Below are 20,648 nucleotides of genomic sequence, written 5' to 3'. Positions count from 1 at the left end.
GGCCTTCTATATGGTTAAAATATCTGAATAATTAACGCATCTATATTCAAATTCCTTCTAATGATTCGTCAACACAACAATCTGATGTCTGCGGAAGAAAGAGACAAAGTACACTACATCGAAGAAAACATCGCTACTTAAATGAAAGTTTCCGCGACTCTCAACCAATTTCGCCTCGACGGCCAGATGATTAAGGACCTGAACCGAGTTATCGCTTACAGAACACACCTATGAGCCGATCGACAGTCTCGACTCTCGCAACCCCGGTCACAGAACGTGACCATATCCGTGGCCCCGATGATGCCCCACTCACACTTGTGCAATATGGCGATTTCGACTGTCCATCCTGCAAAGAGATGTACCCCGTACTCAAGCAAATTCAGAATCGCCTCGGCGACCAACTTCAATTTGTTTTCCGCCATTTCCCGCTCACAGAAGCACATCCTCACGCGCTGCGCGCTGCAGAAGCTGCTGAGGCGGCAGCCGCTCAAGGGAAATTTTGGGAGATGCACGATATGCTCTATGAACATCAGGACGCACTCGAGCAGGAGAACCTCCTTGACTATGCCGCTGATATAGGGCTTGATACAGAACAGTTCGCCCGAGAACTAGATGCAGGTGTTCACCAGGAGCGTATCGAAGAAGACGTTGCAAGCGGCGCACAAAGCGGCGTTGATGGCACACCAACATTCTTTATCAACGGCCGACGGTACGACGGACCCTCCGAACACGACGCACTGCTCGAGGCGATCGCTCAGGCGGGCGATCTTACTGCCATCCAAGCATCAATTCGGCATCGCGATAGAGCGCTACGTGAAACGATTGATCGATCGCGAAGCGGAGCACCGGCGGCGGGCGAAGCTATCCGCGATATGTTCTCGGCGGATGAAATCTTCCAGCGGCTCGTTGCTACTGCTGACGAAGAGTTTCGTCGGAGTAACCGTCTCCTCTTCATGAGCGGGTTGGCCGCCGGTCTCGCAGTCACGCTTACGTTTCTTGCACGGTCGGCGGTTACCGCGGCCGTACCGCTCGAGTCAGCGTCGTTGATTGGCAATCTCTTCTATCCAGTTGGCTTTGTTCTCATTGTGATGGGACGATATCAACTGTTCACCGAGAACACGCTCACACCCGTCACGCTTGTCTTAACCCGCATTGCAAGTATACGGAATCTGCTCCGGCTCTGGGGTGTAGTCATTATTGCAAATGTTCTCGGTGCAGCTCTTGGCGCGTACGTTCTTGCGTCAACTGGCGTATTCACACCCGAAGCCGCTGCAGTCGCGAGCGGTTTTGGCGAACACGCCTTCGCAACCGGTTGGTGGGACCTCTTTTTTAAGGGAGTGTTCGCAGGGAACATCGTTGCAGCGATGGTCTGGCTGGTGCATGCGAGTCAAGAAACGACGACACGCTTTCTTATCGTTATTTTTCTCATGTTTCTTATCCCCTCAACAGATCTATTCCATTGCATTACCGGCGCGTGTGAGGTTCTCTACTTCGTGTTTCAAGGAAATGAAAGCCTCTTGGCCGCATTTGCAGATTTCTTCGTCCCGGTCACGCTTGGCAATATTGTAGGGGGTGTCCTATTGGTGGCGCTGCTTAACTATAGTCAGATAGCCGAACGACAGTTCCCAAATCGAGATCCGAGTCAGCTCAAACTCTCTTGGGCAGAGTGGCTATACAGTCGACGCTCAGGTGGCCCTCCTGCGACCTCATTCAACCCAGAGCGCACTGACAAGCGAAGCGATGACGATTATTGATGGTTATCTACCGTTCACTGGTGAACTTTATTTCGAAACGGTAGAAGTCGGACCAGACGGAGTCTTTGTCCTCAAATCGAAGATAGCATCCCTGATTCTCTTCTCACTGTTCTACAGGTTGAACAGGGCGAGTGCTTCGGGGCTTGAACCCGAGGTACTTCACGTTCTATGAGAACAGCGGAGATTCACGCCACGAAAACGCCGTTCTGTATCATTTCCGTGAGAAATTCGACTTAGACTTCGCTGAACAAGTTGTCAACACGCTTCTCCAGACGGATATGTTCATTGTCCTTCCTGGAGGTACTGAGTATCAATTCGATCGTCCGCCGAAAACGGACTCACGCTCACGCCGCCGGCCGCGGACTCGAGTGGAGGCGTGAACAATGTCGACGAACCCGTGGCGTTTCCCGACGACCGTTCCGAGGCGGTTCGGCCGGTGTCGATGAACTGCGCCTCGACGACAACATCGCGCTCGGTCTGCTGGGTGAGTCGGCGGTCAAGATCCGAGGCAAAGTTCGGCTGTGTGGTCCCCATTGGCCGGTTGAGCGTCACAGAGACGTTGATGGCTCCACCGCTGTCGACGTCAGCTTCGTCGAAGGCGATGGCCGTCTCGCTCGATCCGATTGAGAGATCGACCAAGGCGAGCTGGCGATACGGTTGCTCGTCAATCATGTCGTGTACCTCGTTTTCGGCTTGCTCCTCGAACTGTGCGGACTGGTAGGTGATGTAGGTAACGCCGGCCAAGAACACCGAGAGCACGACGAGCGCAATCGCAAGCATGCGGATTCGCTGTCGGATTTTGGCTTGCACTGCATTGAGCTGGAACGAGTTTTGTGGCCGATAGCCGATGAGCCAGATGACGACCAGCGCGATCAGGTTGATGGAGAGCACGTTCACGAGGAGCAACACCCCCGAGCCGAAGCTCACGAGCGGCTGGCCCCACGCGATGCCGAGACCAACTGTTGCGGCCGGCGGGATGAGCGCAACCGCGATCATCACACCGACGAGCGCCGCGCCGCTCCCCGTTGTAAGGCTGATAGCACCGGCGATACCCGCGCCGAGCGCGACGGCCAGTGAGAGGAAATTCGGCGCAAGGCGGCTCTGAGCCTCCGGAATCGCGGTGATGTCGGTACCCGGTGGCATCAATCCCACGAACCGAACGACTGCGGCGAAGGCCGCTGCGCTCACGACGGCGAGACCGAGACCGAGTACCTGCAACGCTACCCCGCGCGTGGCGAGATCGCTGTCGTCGATGACCATTCCCGTGGCGGCGGCCATCGCCGGTCCAATCAACGGTGCGATGACCATCGACCCCACTACCACTGCGGCCGAGTTCTGAAGCAAGCCGACGACCGCGACGACGGCACTCACGACGGTCAATACGACGTACGACCAGCGTTCTGAGCGTCCAGGAGCGAGATCCGAAGCTGCCGTTCGGAGTTCATCGCGCGCGATGAGACCGCTGGGTGCGTCCCGGTCGTCATCTCGTTTCTCGTCTCCTTCGAAACGGTCAGAGACGACGGTCTGGGCATCGACCACAACGGTCCAAGCGTCCGCGCTGATGCCACTCTCCCGGAGTCGGTCGAGCGTTGGCTCGACGTCGTCCTGTGAGAGCGGGAACGAGATGACCGCCTCGTAGCCGCCGTTGCTGCTGGATTCATCGGTGATGACGTAGTCGATGTCTTCCTCGGAAAGGATATCGAGGATCGCAGTGCGCTTTCCGGCCGGAACCGAGAGTTGGACAAATCGCATACTGAGTCTCCATCATCATCATCGTCAAAAGTACTGTCCGCGAACTTCCACGTAGAACGTCGTTTCGCCACTCAAGCACCCAGAGGACGCTCATTCGTCGGTTCCTAGGGGTTTGTTCGAGCTATCATGTGGTTGATAATCGAGTGTGCTAGATCCGTATCAGCGAGAAATATCGATCGCCGTTGCGTGAACTCGCGTGGATAGTCACTGCCAACTTCAGAGAGATACCTGATCCGGATAGAATTATTATCCGACTGCGGACTGAGTGAACTATGGAGAAAGGGTGAGTCCATCTTCGGCGACGACCACCTCTCCGTCGAAGACTGATTCAGCGTCTTGTCGCATTGCCTCGAGGTCGCGGTACGGCATGATGTGGGTGAGAACAAGCGTCTGGACACCGGAATCTTGCGCGATTTCACCGGCATCTGTCGCATCACAGTGGTTTGCAGTCAACGTAGACCTGTCTAGGCCTTTTTCTCCCTCTGCATGCTGTGGCCAGACGAACGTGTCGTCCTCGTCTGGCACGCGGTCTTCATCAACTGGTGCAGTGTTACACTCCTGCACGAGGACGTCCGCGTCCGCGGCAAACTCGGAGAGCGATGAGATCTTCCGAGTATCGCCAGAGAAGACGAACGATGAACCCGTCTCGTGCTCGTCGAACCGATACGCGTACGTCTCGATCGAATGTTTGACCGGGAGTGCAGCGACCTCCCAGCCGTCCATCTGGCGACTAAAGCTGTCCATAACCAGCTCGGTCTCGATATTCGAGATGCCGTCGGTCGAGTAGATGTCCTGGCGGTACTCGATGTCTTCCGCGTAGACGACGTACAGCGCGTTAACGAGTCGGTCAGTGCCGTCGGGTCCGTAGATGGTGAGTGATTCACGCCCGCCCTCCGTCCAGCTCGTGAACGCGAAGTGGAAGAACGATGCATTGTGGTCCATGTGGTGGTGGGTGAAGAATAGCGTCTCGATCTCCCCGAAGCGAATTCCCGCGTCCATGAGACCGTAGACGGTCTTCGGCCCACAGTCGATCAACACGCGTTCGTCGGCGAGGTCGACGACGATACTCGTGCCACCGCGCTCGGGAATCGGGACTGGGCTTCCAGTCCCGACGAGAGTAACCTCCATAAGACGTTGTAGGGGACAAAATCGCTTGTACGTTTGCCCAGATCACCGATTCTAAAGTATCGCTCTCGAATCACGTCAAGTGTCTCTGTTTCTGGGAGAACGACCTTGAACCAGGTCAGCCCTCTGCCGCCGACTGGCCTGAATCGGTGATTCCACGTGTTCGCCCCGATGTGGTGGTATCCGCCTGCAGAGACGAACAGTGCAGCTGGCACTTCCGTTTGTACTTCAAACCTGATGAGATCCACGTAGAAGTCTCAAAACGTTTCTTGACCAACTCTAAATAGAGAAATCGGATTACCAACTACTGTTATCGATTGAATGTCCATCTGAGCTGGGGGTGATTCCAGTTCGAATCTCGAGATCAACACGTCTGAGATGCTTGCACCCACTAGTGGGCTGGCGTTGTTCCCAATCTGGGCAGGTACACGTCTCCGTCTCAACGTCAACCTCGTAAGTGTTCCCGCTCTCGCTGACAATCTCGTAGATGGAGCCCACCCTGGCGAACTGGACGATCATCTCCTCGCTCAATGCACGCCGGGTTCGCGGATCCTCGATCGAGTAGCCACCGGCCTCGAGTCGGGGTTCTGGAAGTACATCGACGTCTTGCGCGACGAAGCGGGTCTCGATCCGGTCTGACCCGCCGTATTTGGCGGTTTCGACTCAGCTCGAGCCGTCCCCGCGCTCGCGGACCCGCTCGATTTCCTCCTCGTCGAGGAGGTCCATCAGGATCGCGTCGCCGGCTCGGTAGCGCCCGAGTTCCGATTTGGTCAGCTTGCTCTCGATCTCGTCGTCTCCGAGGCGCGACTCGAGCATCTCGTCAATATCTTCCGGATCGTAGCCGGGTATTGGCATATGAGAACACAGTACGCCAATGGTCTTATAGCCCGGTGCTCGTTCCGACCGCCGCCCGCGGTTCGGCGCTGTCGAGGCTCGCTACCATCAGCGTTAGCAGTAGTTGAGACTGGTCATCTCAATGCATATGGATCGCCGTCGAGGGGGTTCATAGACTGTCAGTCATCGTCTCCCCGGCAGGCGTCGCCACCGCGCTTGGTGATCGTAAGCACGTAGAGGGTCTGGTCACTCCGAGCAACACGATACCTGAGGCGAAACGGCCCGATTCGGAGCTTCTGGTATGGACACCTTCGAGTGGTTCGAGATAATCAATCAGGTCGCGCCACTGATCCGTGACGATCTCGTCCAGTTTGGAACTGATTCGGTCTTGAGCGTATTCGTCGAGGCCGTCGAACTGTCGGTCTGCTGTATTGGTGAATTCCCAATCTCACTCTTCACTCATCGTCGCTGTTCCCGGACAGTCCGTGATCCGCCTTCACGTCGTCGCTCGTTCCCGTGTTCCTCTACTGAATGTCGACTTCGCTCGCGAGCATCGCCTTCAAATCCGCTCGGTTGAAATCGGGATGCTTGATCGCGTCTCGAAGCACGTCACGAATGAACTCACTTCGACTGTTGTACCCTTCCTCTTTCTATAGTAACCGTTAGAACTTTCCGCCCAAGAAATGTTGCGTATACTAATGGACCATCTCGACGAAATCTCTGTCGAAGAACTTCAAGATGCTCTCGACAACGTCGAGGGAAACAAGCCGACACAGCGGTTATTAGCAGCAATTGCATACAAAAACGGTGTGACACAGACCGAACTAGCAGAGTGGCACGACACCGGCCGACGAACAATCTACAGTTGGCTTAAGCGACTCGACACTGACGAGTCGCTTGAGCAGGCCGTTACTGATGCTCACCGATCTGGGAGAAAACGAAAACTCTCGGAAAAAGAGCAACAAGAATTCGAAGAAACGGTTCACGAACCACCAGTGAACGTTGGAGTTGACGCGCCGGCGCTCGTCCAGCAGTATCTCGACGAAACATACAATGTCGAGTACTCAATCCCGAGCTGCCGGCGATTGCTCAAAGAAGCGGGATTGACCTATCAAAAACCACGCCGTACAGCCGCTGAAGCAGATGCTGAGGTGGAAGAAACGTTCCGCGAGGAACTCAAAAAAAGCAGCGGGAGATGGACGCCACAGTAGTCTGTATCGATCAAACCAAGAAATCTGTGCAAGTTGAGCCGCGTGCCGCATGGTTTCCGCGCGGCACGCGGCCGTCCGTCGAATTGTCTGGACAACGCGACTGGACGTGTTTGTTGGGCGTGATCACCGAGGACAGTGATCGCTTTTTCTCCCGGTTCGAAGAGTACGTCACCGCCGAACACGCAAAACATTTAATTCTCGCCTTATGCAAAGAGTTCGAAGACGATTTGATTATCGTGCTAGATGGTGCGCCGTACTTCCAGGCGTCGGCGTCACGGACCTAGCGGTCCGCGACGACCTCGCCTTTGTCACGTTACCGGCGTACTCTCCTGAGCTAAATCCGGTCGAGGAGTGCTGGAGACAACTCCAAGCGAATCTTAGCAATCGGTTCTTTGATTCATTGACTGAACTCACAACAGCAATCGACACCGCTCTTGACCAACTCTCTATTCCTATAGTGGGTGATTATTTCTAACGTCTACTATAGACAGTGCCGAAAATAGCCATCAGTCCGGCAATGATCAGGTAATGATTACTGCAACTGTTTAGGGAATTCCAAGTGAGATTATTCCGATGGGTACCGTTTGAAGGGGCAACGAGCATCCTTTAATATTCCCGCCGGAATAGGACTCGCTAATGGCTGACTCTCCGAATTCGGGCGGAACGTCCAGATACAAAGTCGGAAAGGTTATGAATCGGTATTCGCTCGGCGGAACAGGACAGAAGCTCGAGGAATATTGGGTCGGCGACGACCGAGAGTCCTACAGCCTCCGTGAGCTCGCAGAGTATTTCAACAAAGAGCTACTCCGCAGTGCGCTGGCTAAGACCGCACAACAACGCCTCGACGGCGATATCGACACGATCTATCGCACTCTCAGAGACGAAGACGTGAGTCGCGGCGAACAAGTACACGTCCGAAAAACACTCGAGCATGACGGTGTTGACGTTGAACAGTTGCAGCGAGATTTCGTCACGCATCAGGCCATCCACACATACCTGACAAAGGGAAGAGGTGTAGAGAAAGGATCCGAGGCCGGTGATCGAATTGAGTCCGCTCGACAGACGATAAACGGACTTCGTGGTCGACTCGTCGCCGTCGTAGAGACGACCCTCTCAAATCTCAGGAAGACGGACATATTCACACTCGGTTCATTCGACATCTTCGTCGAAATTAATGTCCTCTGTACTGATTGTGGGTCCCACAAGAATATTTCCAAACTACTCAATGATGGAGGGTGTGAGTGCGATTCCAAAAAGTGAACCTTCTTCCTGACGAGCTCTTCGCTGATTCGGTATTGATACGCTGATCAGTAACGACCTCGTTCGAGTCGTTGGTGTTACAGAGCTAGAACTGTAATTTCATGAGTGATGCTATCGTAGAAGCCTGTCCGTCAAAACTGCATCCGATCGTTCATCCGTGGTGAATGGTATACAGTCTCAGATGGACACAACTACCGTCGTGATCTTCTCTGGATATCTTTGCTAGCGACGTGCTGTCACGGCCAGAGGAAAATACGGTAATCGCACAGGCTAAGTTCTTCTTCCAGTACGATTCGAATAGCTTGAATTGAGCGCCAGTTACCGCGTTTCCCATCACCGAACCGTATAGCTGTCACCGGTTCTCAATTCTCTGCCAGTCCCTGCTCGTTCCGAGAAAACCAGCGATGATTGCGTGTCGCTGGTACTATGGCCGCTTTGAACGCATCAAAAAGGGAGCTGTCAAGGCGTCTCATAGCATATTCAACAGCAATGAACAGAATTATTGGTCTGGAATCCTCCCACTTCCCATGGGGACTGACAACACGGTCAGCTCGGACGAACGGATGCTCGATATCATGGAAGCGCTCAAAGAGCACACGTCAGCCGGCGTAACGGAGCTCGCCGACACAGTGAATATGCCCAAGAGCACCGTTCACGTCCACCTCGCGACGCTCAAGGACCGGGGATACGTCGTCCAGAACGATTCGCAGGAGTACCGTCTTAGTCTCCGCCTGCTCGATATGGGGATGATGGTTCAGGAGACCCAGGAGATGTACGACGAGGTGCTCCCGAAACTCAACGAACTCGCCGAGGAAACAGACGAGAAGGCCTGGTGGACCGTTGAACAGAACGGGAAGGCCGTATTCATCGCCAAATCAGCGGGAAAACACGGCATTCAAACCAATGCTCGAATCGGCCACCATATCGAACTCTATCAGTTAGCGGCAGGAAAGGCGATCCTCGCGAACCTGCCGGCAGCGCGGCGAACGGAAATTTTAGATAGTTACGACTATCCGCTCGGCAACGAGAAAACCCGTGCGGAGCTCGAGGCAGAACTCGAGGAGATTCAGGACCGCGGCGTCGCATTTGGATCCGAACAGTTCCTTCAGGGAGTCTCCGGCGTCGGCGCTCCGCTCACGGACAACGCCGGGAACTCCTACGGAGCCATCAGCATCTCCGGCCCGTCCAACCGCCTCGACAGCGATCGCATCGAAAACGAACTCGCGAATCTGGTCCGGGGTATCTCCGGAGAACTGCGCGTTAACTTCTCGTACCGGTAGTTCTATTTACTCGAACGGAGGCTCGGGGCGGATCCGTTCTGTATACCCTCTCTTCCCGGCGATCGCGGTAACTATTCTCTCAGCGACCTGTTCTATCCTTCCGAACACCAGATACGGATACCGTCTGCTATCGAAGTGGTAATAGATTGCTGGTGAAGTCCAGAGCGGTGCTATGCCGTCTCCGCCTCGCTACAGATGAGAACCGGTCGGTCGGTGTTCAACACGACCGATTGGGTTACGCTCCCGAACAGCACCTTGCCTGCTGGGGATCGATTGCGTCCGGCGACACAGATCGCGTCAGCATCGAATTCGCTGGCGGTCTCGAGGATCGACTCCGCCGGATCACCGCTTCCCTCCCGTAGCTCGACCACCACGCCAGCGTCCTCGAGTCGCTCCTGTGCGCGCTTTACGGCGTCGACCTGTGTAACGGATGCACCTTCCGGGTTGTCTACGAAGTCGTGGAGCAGGTACGCGCGGGTGTCGTCGACGTCAAACAGGTCGATAACTGTCCTGGCCTGGGCGGCTGCGCGTTCGACATGCTGATCGATACCGAGTACGATCTCGTTCATATACGCCTATTCTCAGACGGATCTCAAATAAGTAACGCCCGCCCCACAGACCGGGAGCGGCCGGTATCGGACTGCCGTCACTGATCCGGTCACACAGAGATGCTATCAGAACGGCATCGTCGGAGCGGACCGTTAGTCGGCTAGCCCGACACCGAGATGCTTGTCGAGGACGTCGCCGTTCTCGCTCACGTCCTTGGAAGGTCCTTCGTGGACGATATGCCCCTTCTCGAGGATGTACGTGTAGTCGGACACACCCAGTGCGACCGGGATGTTCTGCTCGACGACCAGCACGGTAATTCCCTGCTCGTTGAGGTCCTCGATGATGGTCTCGATCTGTCTGACGATGTACGGCGCGAGCCCTTCAGTCGGCTCGTCGAGCAGGAGCAGCTCGGGATCGGCGATCAGCGCACGCGCGATAGCGACCATCTGCTGTTCGCCGCCGGAGAGCATCGAGCCGTAACTGTCCTCGCGCTCCCGGAGGTTCTCGAACATGTTGATCACTTCGTCGACCGACGGCCCGTCGCTCGCGTCGACGCCTATGTGGCCCATCTCGATGTTCTCGCGGACCGTCAGGCCAGGAAATACCCTGCGTCCCTCCGGGACGAACGCGATCCCCTTCTTGATGGTCGACTCGGTGTCGAGGGTCGTGATATCGTCCCCGTCGAATTGAATCGAGCCGCCGGTCGGCATGAGGTTGCCGACGACCGATCGGAGCGTCGTCGTTTTGCCGACGCCGTTGCGGCCGACGAGTGAGACGACCGAGCCACGCTCGACCTCGAGCGTGAGCCCCTGCAATACTTCGGTCATATCGTATCCGGCGCGCAAGTCCTGTATCGAGAGCAGTGGGTCACTCATCGAGAGCACCTCCGAGGTACGCATCGCGGACGTCTTCGTTGTCGGCTATCTCTTCCGGCGTCCCGCTCGCGAGTTCCTGCCCGCGAGTCAGGACGGTGATCCGGTCAGAGACGCGCATGACGAGATCGATGTCGTGTTCGATGAGCATCAGCGACTGGTCCGAGAGGACGTCACTGATGAGTGCCATCGTTTCTCGTGTTTCCTCGCTACTCATGCCTGCGGTCGGTTCATCGAGCATAACTAGTTCCGGATCCGTCGCGAGCACGAGACCGATTTCCAGACGGCGTTGGTCGCCGTACGCGAGCGTGTCCGCGTGCTCGTCCGCACGGTCACGCAGGCTGATCTCGTCGAGGATTTCGGTAGTCCGATCGGTCAGTTCATCGAACGAGTCCTTATCGCGGAACATCGCCTCCCGCCGACTGATGTCGTCACCGTACACTGCTTGCGCGGCCAGACGGACGTTCTCGCGGACGGTGAGGCCGCCGAACACGTTGGTGATCTGGAACGACCGACCGACGCCGTGGTGAACGCGCTCGTGTGGCGGCAGGTTCGTGATGTCCGTGCCGTTGAAGCGCACGATCCCTTCGGAGGGAATGAGCGCGCCGGTGATGAGGTTGAACGTGGTCGTCTTGCCGGCGCCGTTCGGGCCGATAACGCTCCGGAACTCTCCTTTCTCGACCTCGAGGTCGACGTGGTCGACGGCGGTGAGTTCACCGAAGCGTTTCGTCAAGCCATCCGTTCGGAGTACTGTCTCAGTCATTCGTGTTCACCTCTGAGTCCTCGAGTCCGACCGATGTATTGTCACTTTCCGTCCGCTGGCGACGCTGAACAAGCAGCGACGGGACCGACACGAGCCCGCGCGGGACGAACAGCACGAACAGCACGAAGATGGTACCGATCACCAGTCGCCACTGCTCGGTGTAGGACGAGAGGATGTCCTCGGCACCGATGAAGACGCCGGCGCCGATCATCGGTCCGAAAAGCGTCCCCATGCCGCCCAGGAGCGTCATCACGATAACCTCGCCCGAGTGAATCCACGCGAGGGTCTGGTCCGGTGAGATGATGAACGTACTCGGCTTGACGGCCAGGAGGCCACCCGCCATTCCGGCTATCCCGCCGCTGATGACGAACGCGCGGCGTTTGTACTTCGTCACGTCGTACCCGATGAACTCGGCACGCTCCTCGGCCTCGCTGATAGACTGGAGGACGCTCCCGAACGGCGCGTTCATGAATCGACGGGCGAACAGGAGCGATGCGACTGCCAAGATCAGCGTGGTGTAGTAGAAGACGACGTTCGGCGTGATCTCGAGTCCGGCGATCAGCAGTTCGATATCGCCGAGCTCGGCACCGACACCGGCGATTCCGAAGAAGGGGTCCCAGCCGAGCAATCCGTCGCTGCCCCCGGTGAACTGGAACTTGAACACCGCGTTGTAGAACAACTCGGCGAACGCCAGCGTGATCATCGCGAAGTAGACGCCAGAGACCCGAATCGAGAGGCTCCCGACGATCCACGCGATGAGCGCACAGATGACGATCGCGCCCAGGAGTGCGACGATGAACGACGACGTGTAGTGGATCATCACCAGCGCGGCCGCGTATGCCCCGACGCCGTAGAACATAGTGTGTCCAAGCGGGACGAGGCCGGTGTAACCCATGACGATGTCCAGACTTAGTGCGAAGATGGCCATGATGAGAACGCGATTGAGGAGGATGATATAGTAGTCGTTGCCAGTCAAGAGGATGGCAAACGGGACGATGGCCAGCAGGCCGATCGCTGCCGCTCCGAGTTTCATCCGGACGCTCTCCGTGAACACGCCGCCGCCGGCACCGGTCAGGAGGTCACCCTCTTCACCGCCCCCGTCTTGGAACTCCGGATCACCGAACAGGCCCTGTGGCCTTATTAGCAACACGGCGATCATCAACAGGAAGATGGTGAGGCCCTCCAGGTCCGGTAGCGAGAGAGTGATGCCGGCGATGTCGCCGAACTCTGTGCCGCCGTACGTCCGCGTCATCGTGCGGATGATGCCGACGAGAAGGCCACCGAAGACGGCACCGCGGAAACTCCCGAGTCCGCCGAGAACGACGATGATGAACGCAGGGATGATGACGCTGTTGCCCATCCCGGTACTAACGCTCTGGTAGCCGCCGAGCACGATCCCGCCGACGGCCGCGAGTGCGGCACCGAGACCGAACACGAGCGTGTAATACTTGTCGATGTCGATACCGACGTTGCGGACCATCTGTCTGTCCTGTGAGCCGGCCCTGACGATCATCCCGTATTTGGTCCGGTTCAGGAACAGATAGACCCCGAGCGCGAGTGACCCTGCGAACGCGATCATGAAGTAGTTGTACAGGGACACCTGGATGCCGGCGATACCGAGCGGCTGGCTGAGATAGCCCGGCACCCCGAGATTTCGCTGTTGGGTCCCCCAGATTAGTTTGATCAGGTCGTTAATGATGAGGACGAGCCCGAAGGTAAGGAGGATGTGATACAGGGGATTCCGGCCGTACAGCGGTCGAACAGTGAATCGTTCGATTGCAACACCGACGACGCCGACGAGAAGCGGTGCGACGACCAGTGCTGTCCAGAACCCGAGTCCGACCCCGAGCGCGCTGGAGATGCTGATTGCGAAATACGCACCGAGGGCAAACAGTTCCCCGTGTGAAAAGTTAATGACGTCCATGACCCCGAAAATAATGGACAGTCCCGCGGCTAACAGGACGTACACCATCCCGAGGGTGATGCCGTTGATCAGTTGTTCGGCGAAGTCTGCTACGAATGTCATTGTTAGCGCTCTAGTTCAGCTCACAGCCTAGCTCGGAGCCGGTTGGCAGCGTGTTCTCGCCCTCGACCTTGCTGAGGAGGTTCACATCGGCCATGTCGCCGTCGCCCTCGACCATCTCGCCCATCCAGGTGGGGTTGGTGGCCTGATGGTCGGACTCACGGAGGGTGATGTCTCCGAGGACCGTCGTGAACGTCCCCCCCTCGAGAGCGTCTCTGACGTCTGTGGGGTCGGTACTCCCAGCTTCCTGCATGCCTCGGACCATCAGGCGGACGGACTCGTAGCCGACCCGCTCGAAGTTCCCGGGGACGCCGTCGTGTTCGTCCTGGTACGCCTCAACGAACTGCTGGTTGTCGCCGAGTTCGATCGAGGGATCGTAGCGGACGCCGCCGTAGGTACCGACCGCACCGGCACCCGTCCCCGCACGCGCGCTCTTGAACGACATCGTCGGACCGACGATTGCCTTCTCTTGGGTGAGACCCTGATCTGCAGCCTGGTTGACGAAGTTGACGAGGTCCCCACCGGTCATGCCGAGGATGACTGCGTCGGCGTCGGACCCGCTGATCTGGCTAATGTACGAGCCGAAGTTCGAGGAACCGAGGCTGGACTCAGTCTTCCCGACCTCGGTGAAGTTGCTGTTCGCGTTCTGCATTCGCTCACTGGTCCGGTTGTAGACCGAATCCCCGTAGGCGTAGTCGGCGATATGGAACCAGACGTTCGAGCCGATCTCGTTTACGGTGTGCGCCGAGATTGCCTCGGCGATCTGAGCCGTGTTCGTCTCGAAGCGGAATACCCACTCGTTGCACGCCTCGCCCGTGATCGGAACGGCTGCCGCACCCGGGAAATAGACGAACTCCGCATCGCTGGCGAACTCGTTGAGTCCCAGCGCGACGGAACTGGAGATGGCGCCGAACACGAAGTCGGTCTGCTCCTGCTGGACGACCTGTTGGGCTGCCTGAGATGCGGCCCCGGCTTCCGTCTCGGTATCGTCGTACACCGCCTCGATCTCGTAGTCGAACTCGTCGCTGTTGTTGATCTGATCGACGGCCAGTTCGACGCCATCGCGCTGTGCCGGTCCGAGTGAGCTGTAGGCCCCGCTCATCGGGTTGAGGCTCGCGATCGTCACCGTTTCGCTCCCGCTACCACCCGCACAGCCGGCGAGTGCTACTGCACCCGCTGCGCCAGCGGCCGATAGGAACGTTCGACGTGAGGAGCCGGATACAATACTGTCACTGCCACCATTGGTTTCCCTTCGCATGGGTGTGCTATTCACTGTACACCAATTCATAATAAACATTAGGTTGTTTCGGACGGCGACGGTATTTACGAAGCCAATTTTCACAGTTAACTGTGGGACGGAGGTCGGCGATCAGAACGTTCGATACCGCTAATTGCGGATGTTCCCGTCGCAGAGTCGTTCGACAACTCGAGTCGCCGTCGGGACGAGAACACGCTCGTGCGAGAACCTACGTGGTCGAGTTCGTCGCTGCTCCTTCTACTGCTGGCCGACAGTTTCGTTCAGCAGACTCCAGACTCGTGCGTCTCGAAAGCACCGTGGCTTCGAACGGCACTCGAACACGCGCTGAAAGGATCAGTCGATAGCCGTCCTCGAGTGGACTTCGATGTCTGCGGAATCAACCCCGGTGAATTCGAAGCTCGGTTACCGATGGTTGGGTTGACCGCACTCGTGATGGATATTACATATGTATCAAGGTCGTGTATATCTTCGCTCACTGAATCGGTACGAACACTGTCAACCTGAGGATTTATTTTGAGGGAGTGTGATAGTGAGGAGTGATGTACAAGCACATAGCTCTGCTCGTACGACAGGAGGGTATGTCTCATACCGAATTCGTTGACTACTGGCAGAACAACCACACGCCAATCGCGAAGGACATCGAGGGTGTCACGCGGTATCAACAGGTGCTGCCGACCGAACCTGAACACGCCGAGTTCGACGGGGTAGCAGAATTGTACTTCGAGACGCTCGAGGATCTCCACGAAGCGCTGGGCAGTCCCGGTTCCCGTAACTACGATCCGACCAAAGAGATCGCGGCGAAAGCCCGCGAAGACGTCGACAACTTCCTGGCCATCGAGGAGCGTCCGCGGTTCATCGGCGAGGAGATCGTCCAGAAAGACGAGGTCGACAGAGACACTGATCGCCTCTACAAACACTCGGCGTTCCTGATCCGCCAAGAGGGCATGACTCACGAGGAGTTCGTTGACTACTGGCAGAACAATCACACGCCCATCGCTCGCGAGATTGAGGGCGTCGTCAAGTACAACACCATCCTGCCAACCGATCCCGAGAACGCGGAGTTCGACGGCGTCGCCGAACTGTACTTCGAGGACCTCTCGAAGCTTTATGCCGCGCTGGGCAGCGAGGGGTCTCGGGACTACGATCCTGCCAAGGGGAAAGCGAAGGAAGCCCGCGAAGACGTCGACAACTTCCTGGCCCTCGAGGATCGCCCTCGCTTTATCGGACAGGAACGGCTCGTCAAAGACGAGGGCTAACTCATGCCCGATTACGAGAGCCAGATCCGCGAGGCCTTCCCCGAACTCGGCTCGATCGACAGTCCGAACCTCCGGGAGACGGTCGTCGACGCGTGGCGGCTCGGCCTCGATCGAGGTGGATGGAACCACATCGAGGATATCCCCTACGCCTGGAACATTCACGAGGTAACCAACGTCGAGCACGTTCGCGGCGTCACTCGCATCGCCTGCCAGACGGCTGAAGAACAACGTGACTTCCACGGCGCGGATCCTGACATTGACACCATCGTGGCAGCGTGTCTCCTCCACGATGTCGGCAAGTGCTACGAGTACGTCGACTTCGTTGACGACGAGACATTGCTCGAGCCGGACCCAACATACGCGACCGAGGAGGTCCCACATTCGCTGTCGGGTTACGCGCTCGCCCACGAGGTCGGCTGTCCGCTCTCGGTCCAGCGAGCGATTCCTCACTTCATCGGTGAGATTCCCACTCGGACGATAGAGGCGGAGCTCGTAAAGAGCGCGAACTCCGCTTCCTCGAACGCGATCACCCAGTCGACGATGGGTATCACGCTCCAGGAGTGGGTTGACGAGTACTCACAGACACAGGCCTGATACCGATTCCATTTCATCGAGCCCGTTTGCTCAGTCCGAATCAACCAGCCATCTATTTTCAGGGGTCAATAACCGTTCCTCAGCGTTTCCCCCGCTTTGAGAGAGCTGGCTCTTCCAGCTGAGTGACGCAATATGCAACTCGAAATGGACCCGAGTAAGGCAGTCGTTCGGGTTATGGAATCGGTCAGGTGTGCAACGAACACGGGAAGTGGGTGGCCGTGTGGACGGTCCTGTTAGCGACCGCCGGTTCGTCGGCGCAGCCAGAGGAGTGCTGAACCGAGTACGGCGCCGGCGCCGGTTACCGCCGTGAAACCGGGCGTTCCGTCGGCTGTGTCGTCATGGGATCGATTCCCAGGAGCGTCATCAGATCGATTGTCGGGAGAATCTTCGGGCCATACCACTATTTCCCGTGTCGACTCCGTGGCAGCGTTGACTTCCTCGTCGGCAAACAGCAGTTGCTTGTACTCGAAGTCGATGAACAACTGAAGTTGATCATTGTAGTGTTCGCCGGTCGTTCCATCGGGTGCGATATAGCCGTCGTTGCCCGGCGGAAGGACGTTCTCGGCCTTGGGGTCGTCACTCAACTGTACGATGTGATTTTCTGTTCCACGGTTTACCCAGGGCATATCGCCTGCATCGCTGACCCCGATCGGCATTCCAAACAACGCCATGTTATTGAGATCGGCGATACGGGCCTCCGTTCGCCAGGAAGACGGAGCGCCATCGTACGTGTCCGAGAGTTCCGAGACGGCGCTGCGGAAGGCTGCGATCAGTTCGTCGTCTGGATCCCCGTCTACGTAATCAACATTCGGGGTCAATGCAGCTTCGTCACTGTGAAGGACGCGCATAAGCGTTCCCTGCCCGTAGCTGTAATTGAGGAAGTTACTCGCTAATTCGTACGCCTGTCCGAAATCATCGCTAAATACTTCCTCGATTATTTTTGGGAACGTCGCGTCCCAGATCGTGAACCCGGCAGTGTACTTTCCAGTGAAGTCCTCTCCTTCGCCTTGGCGATAGTTCTCCCACGATTCGAGCTCCGCTTTTGCCTGTTGCTCTATTTCATCGAGTTCCGCGTCGTCCAATGCCGAGAGGAGATGGGGTTTGTACCGAAGAGCTCTGCGATCGACAAAGGAAATATCGTAGATAATCTCCTTCAACAGCTCGTAATTGACCGAACCGTTCTCTTCTAGGCTGTGCTCTACGAGATTGATGATACGCTGCACGCGGTGGTGAGTCGACCAGAAGTAGCTCAGGTCACCGCTGTCCCAGTTCGGCGCGGGCTTGTTGTTCCAGTTGGCGATGTATCCTGGCGCTGGATTGATGGCGTGTGGAACTTCTCCGTCAGCGGCGCGGAGATAATCGTCATCTGTGAGTTCGTACTGGGTTCCGTCGGCAGGCAATCGAGTGTCCCACTCGACGGATTCGGCGTCGGGGTACCGGCCCAGATGGAAGTATCCGATGTCGCCGCACTTGCCCGCCCAGAAGAAGTTCAGCGAGTAGTCGCATCGTTGAGCCGCTTCCTCGAACTCGTCGACGCCGCCGGCTAACTGTGCCTCAAGGTACGCACGCAGACACCGCATGTGTTTACCCGCGTACGAACGTGTCTGTGCGATGGCCTGATCGTTCTCCGGGTCCCACGTCGTGATAACGCCGTGGCGGGTGAACCGTTCGGTGTAGGTAACGTCGTCGCCGTCCTTTACGGCGATGGTTTTCTCTTCGGTTTCGATCTCGTGTTCGTCTCCCCGAAACGTGTACGTATCTGGTCCGTCTTCGTTGACCGTAATCGATTCGACGAACGTCTGGATGCTGTTGTCCAGACCTGCGGTCGACGTAAATGCCCCGTTCTGGTTGTGCCCGAACATGATGAACGGGTAACCGGCGACGGTGGACCCCGTTACGTCGAAGTCCGGTCCGTGAAGTCCTGCTTCGTACATGACGGACGGCGTATTGAATCCCATCTGCGGGCCGCCGAATAACAGGGCATCGCCGGACTCGGTGAGTTCTCCCTGAACCGCGAGTGCGTTACTCCCGTACTTCATGGCCAGCCCGAGATCGTCGAGACCTGACGCCAGCGTCTGGATCCGATCCATCTCGGTCTCGTGGACTTTCTGCGCGTTCGCTGGCGTCGTCGTGTTTCCGCCAGTCACTTTGTTAGTCGAATCGTTGAGTTTCCCAGTCTTCCCCCGACGTTCGTACGTTGGTGCCGACTTACTCACCGAATTGGCCTCGACGTACGGCGGATGATATCCGACCTCGGGTTGCACGGTCGAGGTCGGTGCGCCGGGGTCGTCGCCCCAGTTGCAGTCTCGGAACAGTTCCATCGCGCGTTCCCGACTTCCCGTTTCTCGTTCGAGTGCGTCGACGAGTGCTGCACCGAGTGTTTCCAGCTGGGTCCCACTGAAATAGGACATGGTCGAAACAAACATTCCAGCGCTATCGGCGAAGGAGAACTCCTCCGGCTCGAAATCGTTATCGGAGAACCCCTTGTGGAATTCGCGGTCGTCACTGTTGTGTACCTCCCGGATGTAGCGGTTGATGCCGTCGGTAAACGCTTGTAGCATCTTCCGCTGTTCCGATGTCATCTGTTTTTCGGCTTGTTTGTCTAGGGACTGTTCGCCGGCGGTATTTCGGCGGGCCTCCTTATCGAACTGTACCCAGTCGTTGTTTTCGTCACCTTCGCCGATGACCTCCGCGACAGTGCCTCTATAATACCGTTTGTACAGCTCGAGTTGGTATAATCGATCTTTCGCCGTAGCGTAACCGAACCCGTAGAAGACGGGGGCACGACTGTCCGCTTCCCGTGCGTAGATATGAGGGACACCGTACTCGTCGCGCTTTATCGTGACCGTAGTCGTTTGACCAGCTGACTTCGCATAGGCGAGTTCCGTCTGTGCCACGGCACTGATCCCCGCTGCTCCGGCGACTGCCGTACTCGCTCTTAGCATATCCCGTCTCGATACATTCCGCCAACAGTATTGGTTAGTATCTGCCACGGTCTGCCATGATGGTAACACATTATATAATGATGAGGGACAATTCCGTTATTAGACGTGAATAGTATAGAATGATTGGTTGGTGATCATAATCTGAAAGTGTGGTACTACGGTCAGGTCAATCGACGGGGAGCACGTGACGTCTCCTCCCTTCTACCCACTGCGATCTCCTGAAGTCGATACGTACTCGTGTCGAGTGGAACAGCGAACCGATCGACTCCACAACAAAAGCTGCTTGTATTGTCTCGATCCGACAGCAGAAAGACACTCGAGGCGTCGGCTATCGCTGAAACCGACTATCCCGTCTTGTATACGCCGCGAGCGTCTGCGACCTGCGTTTCGTCAGCGGCGTAGACCGCGATGTCGACGACGCCAACGTCACTGCCGAGACGGACGACATCGGCTTCCGCACGCAGATCGCCGGTCCCAGCTTCCAGATAATCGATTCGCATATCGATAGTCGGAACAGGTTGGTCGACGAGCGAGACGAGCGCGGCACCACCGACGGTGTCCGCCAACGTGAACGTAACGCCGCCATGAGCCATTATCCGGTCTTCGTTCCAAGAGAGTTCCTCTCGCATCTCGACGGTCCCCTCGGCGTGTCCGTCCGTAGCAGTGGTAACCTCGATACCGAGCAGGTCGGCAAACGGCATCTTCTCGAAGAACGCTTCTGTGTCCATAACGGTCAGCGTTTTTTCTGCCGGATAATTAATTGTTTTGGTTTTCCACGGTAACATGGACCACCCCTCGGTTCGCAGCCGAATCATGTAGCGGGGCTGGGTCGGAGTATCGAGCCATAACAATCTCGTCGATGGCATTGAGGTCCTCCGGTCATCGTGGTCCCACAGATCGTCGAACCGCGACCAGTACTCTTCTAGATAGCGCTCGTCACCGCTCCGCAACGACTCGGTCATCGACGGCGCGAAGAACTCGCAGCCGAGACATCCCTCCTTCGTGGTCGTCAACGACGGATTCACCGCTGGTGTTGACGATGTCGAGGTCCATTCCGAGCGCCGGCCCGCCAAGAGTACCGGGTTTCAGCGAGTGCAGTGGCGTCAGCTGACGGAAACAGCTGAAGATTTCGGCGTCACCGGAGCTGTTCATGATGGGTGCTTCACCGCGAC

16 protein-coding genes and 2 pseudogenes are annotated in these 20,648 nt (G+C 57.1%); 6 read left to right on the top strand and 12 right to left on the bottom strand.

The window, feature by feature from the left end:
- Positions 1-230: 230 nt before the first annotated feature.
- Positions 231-1,754, top strand: coding sequence for a formate/nitrite transporter family protein (locus HYG81_RS43480; protein ID WP_226778579.1), 1,524 nt, complete (start codon positions 231-233; stop codon positions 1,752-1,754).
- A gap of 282 nt (positions 1,755-2,036) precedes the next feature.
- Here the strand turns inward: HYG81_RS43480 and HYG81_RS43470 are convergent, their stop codons facing one another.
- From HYG81_RS43470 to HYG81_RS43455, 4 genes and pseudogenes are all read right to left on the bottom strand, one after another.
- A complete protein-coding gene (locus HYG81_RS43470) occupies positions 2,037-3,506 on the bottom strand; it encodes a TIGR00341 family protein (RefSeq protein ID WP_226778578.1) in 1,470 nt (489 codons plus the stop codon).
- Between the two features lie 270 nt (positions 3,507-3,776).
- Positions 3,777-4,634, bottom strand: coding sequence for an MBL fold metallo-hydrolase (locus HYG81_RS43465; protein ID WP_226778577.1), 858 nt, complete (start codon positions 4,632-4,634; stop codon positions 3,777-3,779).
- Between the two features lie 294 nt (positions 4,635-4,928).
- A pseudogene (locus tag HYG81_RS43460) lies at positions 4,929-5,222 on the bottom strand (hypothetical protein); the annotation flags it as partial.
- A gap of 72 nt (positions 5,223-5,294) precedes the next feature.
- Complete coding sequence (locus HYG81_RS43455; RefSeq protein WP_226778576.1) at positions 5,295-5,486, bottom strand: DUF8027 family protein; 192 nt, start codon at positions 5,484-5,486, stop codon at positions 5,295-5,297.
- Between the two features lie 677 nt (positions 5,487-6,163).
- Here HYG81_RS43455 and HYG81_RS45515 point away from each other — a divergent pair.
- From HYG81_RS45515 to HYG81_RS43430, 3 genes and pseudogenes are all read left to right on the top strand, one after another.
- Positions 6,164-7,151 (top strand): annotated as a pseudogene (locus tag HYG81_RS45515) (IS630 family transposase).
- A 161-nt stretch (positions 7,152-7,312) separates the two neighbouring features.
- Complete coding sequence (gene rdfA / locus HYG81_RS43435; protein WP_226778575.1) at positions 7,313-7,936, top strand: rod-determining factor RdfA; 624 nt, start codon at positions 7,313-7,315, stop codon at positions 7,934-7,936.
- Between the two features lie 527 nt (positions 7,937-8,463).
- A complete protein-coding gene (locus tag HYG81_RS43430) occupies positions 8,464-9,216 on the top strand; it encodes an IclR family transcriptional regulator (RefSeq protein WP_226778574.1) in 753 nt (250 codons plus the stop codon).
- Positions 9,217-9,386: 170 nt separating this feature from the next.
- On the opposite strand, the gene HYG81_RS43425 is transcribed toward HYG81_RS43430, so the two are convergent.
- From HYG81_RS43425 to HYG81_RS43405, 5 genes are all read right to left on the bottom strand, one after another.
- Positions 9,387-9,785 (bottom strand): universal stress protein, encoded by a 399-nt coding sequence (locus HYG81_RS43425; protein ID WP_226778573.1) that lies wholly within the window; start codon positions 9,783-9,785, stop codon positions 9,387-9,389.
- A gap of 132 nt (positions 9,786-9,917) precedes the next feature.
- Positions 9,918-10,640 (bottom strand): ABC transporter ATP-binding protein, encoded by a 723-nt coding sequence (locus tag HYG81_RS43420; RefSeq protein WP_226778572.1) that lies wholly within the window; start codon positions 10,638-10,640, stop codon positions 9,918-9,920.
- Complete coding sequence (locus HYG81_RS43415) at positions 10,633-11,400, bottom strand: ABC transporter ATP-binding protein (RefSeq protein ID WP_226778571.1); 768 nt, start codon at positions 11,398-11,400, stop codon at positions 10,633-10,635. Before HYG81_RS43415 ends, HYG81_RS43420 begins: the two co-directional genes overlap by 8 nt.
- A complete protein-coding gene (locus tag HYG81_RS43410) occupies positions 11,393-13,426 on the bottom strand; it encodes an ABC transporter permease (protein WP_226778570.1) in 2,034 nt (677 codons plus the stop codon). Before HYG81_RS43410 ends, HYG81_RS43415 begins: the two co-directional genes overlap by 8 nt.
- Before the next feature lie 10 nt (positions 13,427-13,436).
- Positions 13,437-14,681: an ABC transporter substrate-binding protein gene (locus tag HYG81_RS43405; protein ID WP_226778569.1), complete on the bottom strand. Its 1,245-nt coding sequence runs from the start codon at positions 14,679-14,681 to the stop codon at positions 13,437-13,439.
- A gap of 539 nt (positions 14,682-15,220) precedes the next feature.
- Here HYG81_RS43405 and HYG81_RS43400 point away from each other — a divergent pair.
- Together HYG81_RS43400 and HYG81_RS43395 are read left to right on the top strand one after the other, a co-directional pair.
- The gene (locus HYG81_RS43400) at positions 15,221-15,937 is read left to right on the top strand and encodes an EthD domain-containing protein (protein ID WP_226778568.1); all 717 of its coding nucleotides are present in this window, start codon (positions 15,221-15,223) and stop codon (positions 15,935-15,937) included.
- Positions 15,938-15,940: 3 nt separating this feature from the next.
- Complete coding sequence (locus HYG81_RS43395; protein WP_226778567.1) at positions 15,941-16,531, top strand: HD domain-containing protein; 591 nt, start codon at positions 15,941-15,943, stop codon at positions 16,529-16,531.
- A 233-nt stretch (positions 16,532-16,764) separates the two neighbouring features.
- Here HYG81_RS43395 and HYG81_RS43390 read toward each other — a convergent pair whose 3' ends face one another.
- The 3 genes from HYG81_RS43390 to HYG81_RS43380 form a co-directional block, all read right to left on the bottom strand.
- The gene (locus HYG81_RS43390; protein WP_226778566.1) at positions 16,765-19,476 is read right to left on the bottom strand and encodes a penicillin acylase family protein; all 2,712 of its coding nucleotides are present in this window, start codon (positions 19,474-19,476) and stop codon (positions 16,765-16,767) included.
- Positions 19,477-19,820: 344 nt separating this feature from the next.
- On the bottom strand, positions 19,821-20,204 hold the full coding sequence (locus HYG81_RS43385) for a PaaI family thioesterase (protein ID WP_226778694.1): 384 nt from the start codon (positions 20,202-20,204) through the stop codon (positions 19,821-19,823).
- Positions 20,205-20,412: 208 nt separating this feature from the next.
- The gene (locus tag HYG81_RS43380) at positions 20,413-20,628 is read right to left on the bottom strand and encodes a hypothetical protein (RefSeq protein ID WP_425607580.1); all 216 of its coding nucleotides are present in this window, start codon (positions 20,626-20,628) and stop codon (positions 20,413-20,415) included.
- Positions 20,629-20,648: the final 20 nt, after the last annotated feature.

Source organism: Natrinema zhouii, assembly GCF_013456555.2.
Lineage (GTDB): Archaea > Halobacteriota > Halobacteria > Halobacteriales > Natrialbaceae > Natrinema > Natrinema zhouii.
This window is presented reverse-complemented; position numbering and strand designations above follow the sequence as displayed.

What these genes read in the sequence shown, in the direction of transcription:
- HYG81_RS43480 (WP_226778579.1), top strand. Translation starts at nt 231, where the DNA reads ATGAGCCGATCGACAGTCTCGACTCTCGCAACCCCGGTCACAGAACGT.
- HYG81_RS43470 (WP_226778578.1), bottom strand. Translation starts at nt 3,506, where the DNA reads ATGCGATTTGTCCAACTCTCGGTTCCGGCCGGAAAGCGCACTGCGATC.
- HYG81_RS43465 (WP_226778577.1), bottom strand. Translation starts at nt 4,634, where the DNA reads ATGGAGGTTACTCTCGTCGGGACTGGAAGCCCAGTCCCGATTCCCGAG.
- HYG81_RS43455 (WP_226778576.1), bottom strand. Translation starts at nt 5,486, where the DNA reads ATGCCAATACCCGGCTACGATCCGGAAGATATTGACGAGATGCTCGAG.
- rdfA (WP_226778575.1), top strand. Translation starts at nt 7,313, where the DNA reads ATGGCTGACTCTCCGAATTCGGGCGGAACGTCCAGATACAAAGTCGGA.
- HYG81_RS43430 (WP_226778574.1), top strand. Translation starts at nt 8,464, where the DNA reads ATGGGGACTGACAACACGGTCAGCTCGGACGAACGGATGCTCGATATC.
- HYG81_RS43425 (WP_226778573.1), bottom strand. Translation starts at nt 9,785, where the DNA reads ATGAACGAGATCGTACTCGGTATCGATCAGCATGTCGAACGCGCAGCC.
- HYG81_RS43420 (WP_226778572.1), bottom strand. Translation starts at nt 10,640, where the DNA reads ATGAGTGACCCACTGCTCTCGATACAGGACTTGCGCGCCGGATACGAT.
- HYG81_RS43415 (WP_226778571.1), bottom strand. Translation starts at nt 11,400, where the DNA reads ATGACTGAGACAGTACTCCGAACGGATGGCTTGACGAAACGCTTCGGT.
- HYG81_RS43410 (WP_226778570.1), bottom strand. Translation starts at nt 13,426, where the DNA reads ATGACATTCGTAGCAGACTTCGCCGAACAACTGATCAACGGCATCACC.
- HYG81_RS43405 (WP_226778569.1), bottom strand. Translation starts at nt 14,681, where the DNA reads ATGCGAAGGGAAACCAATGGTGGCAGTGACAGTATTGTATCCGGCTCC.
- HYG81_RS43400 (WP_226778568.1), top strand. Translation starts at nt 15,221, where the DNA reads ATGTACAAGCACATAGCTCTGCTCGTACGACAGGAGGGTATGTCTCAT.
- HYG81_RS43395 (WP_226778567.1), top strand. Translation starts at nt 15,941, where the DNA reads ATGCCCGATTACGAGAGCCAGATCCGCGAGGCCTTCCCCGAACTCGGC.
- HYG81_RS43390 (WP_226778566.1), bottom strand. Translation starts at nt 19,476, where the DNA reads ATGCTAAGAGCGAGTACGGCAGTCGCCGGAGCAGCGGGGATCAGTGCC.
- HYG81_RS43385 (WP_226778694.1), bottom strand. Translation starts at nt 20,204, where the DNA reads ATGGACACAGAAGCGTTCTTCGAGAAGATGCCGTTTGCCGACCTGCTC.
- HYG81_RS43380 (WP_425607580.1), bottom strand. Translation starts at nt 20,628, where the DNA reads ATGAACAGCTCCGGTGACGCCGAAATCTTCAGCTGTTTCCGTCAGCTG.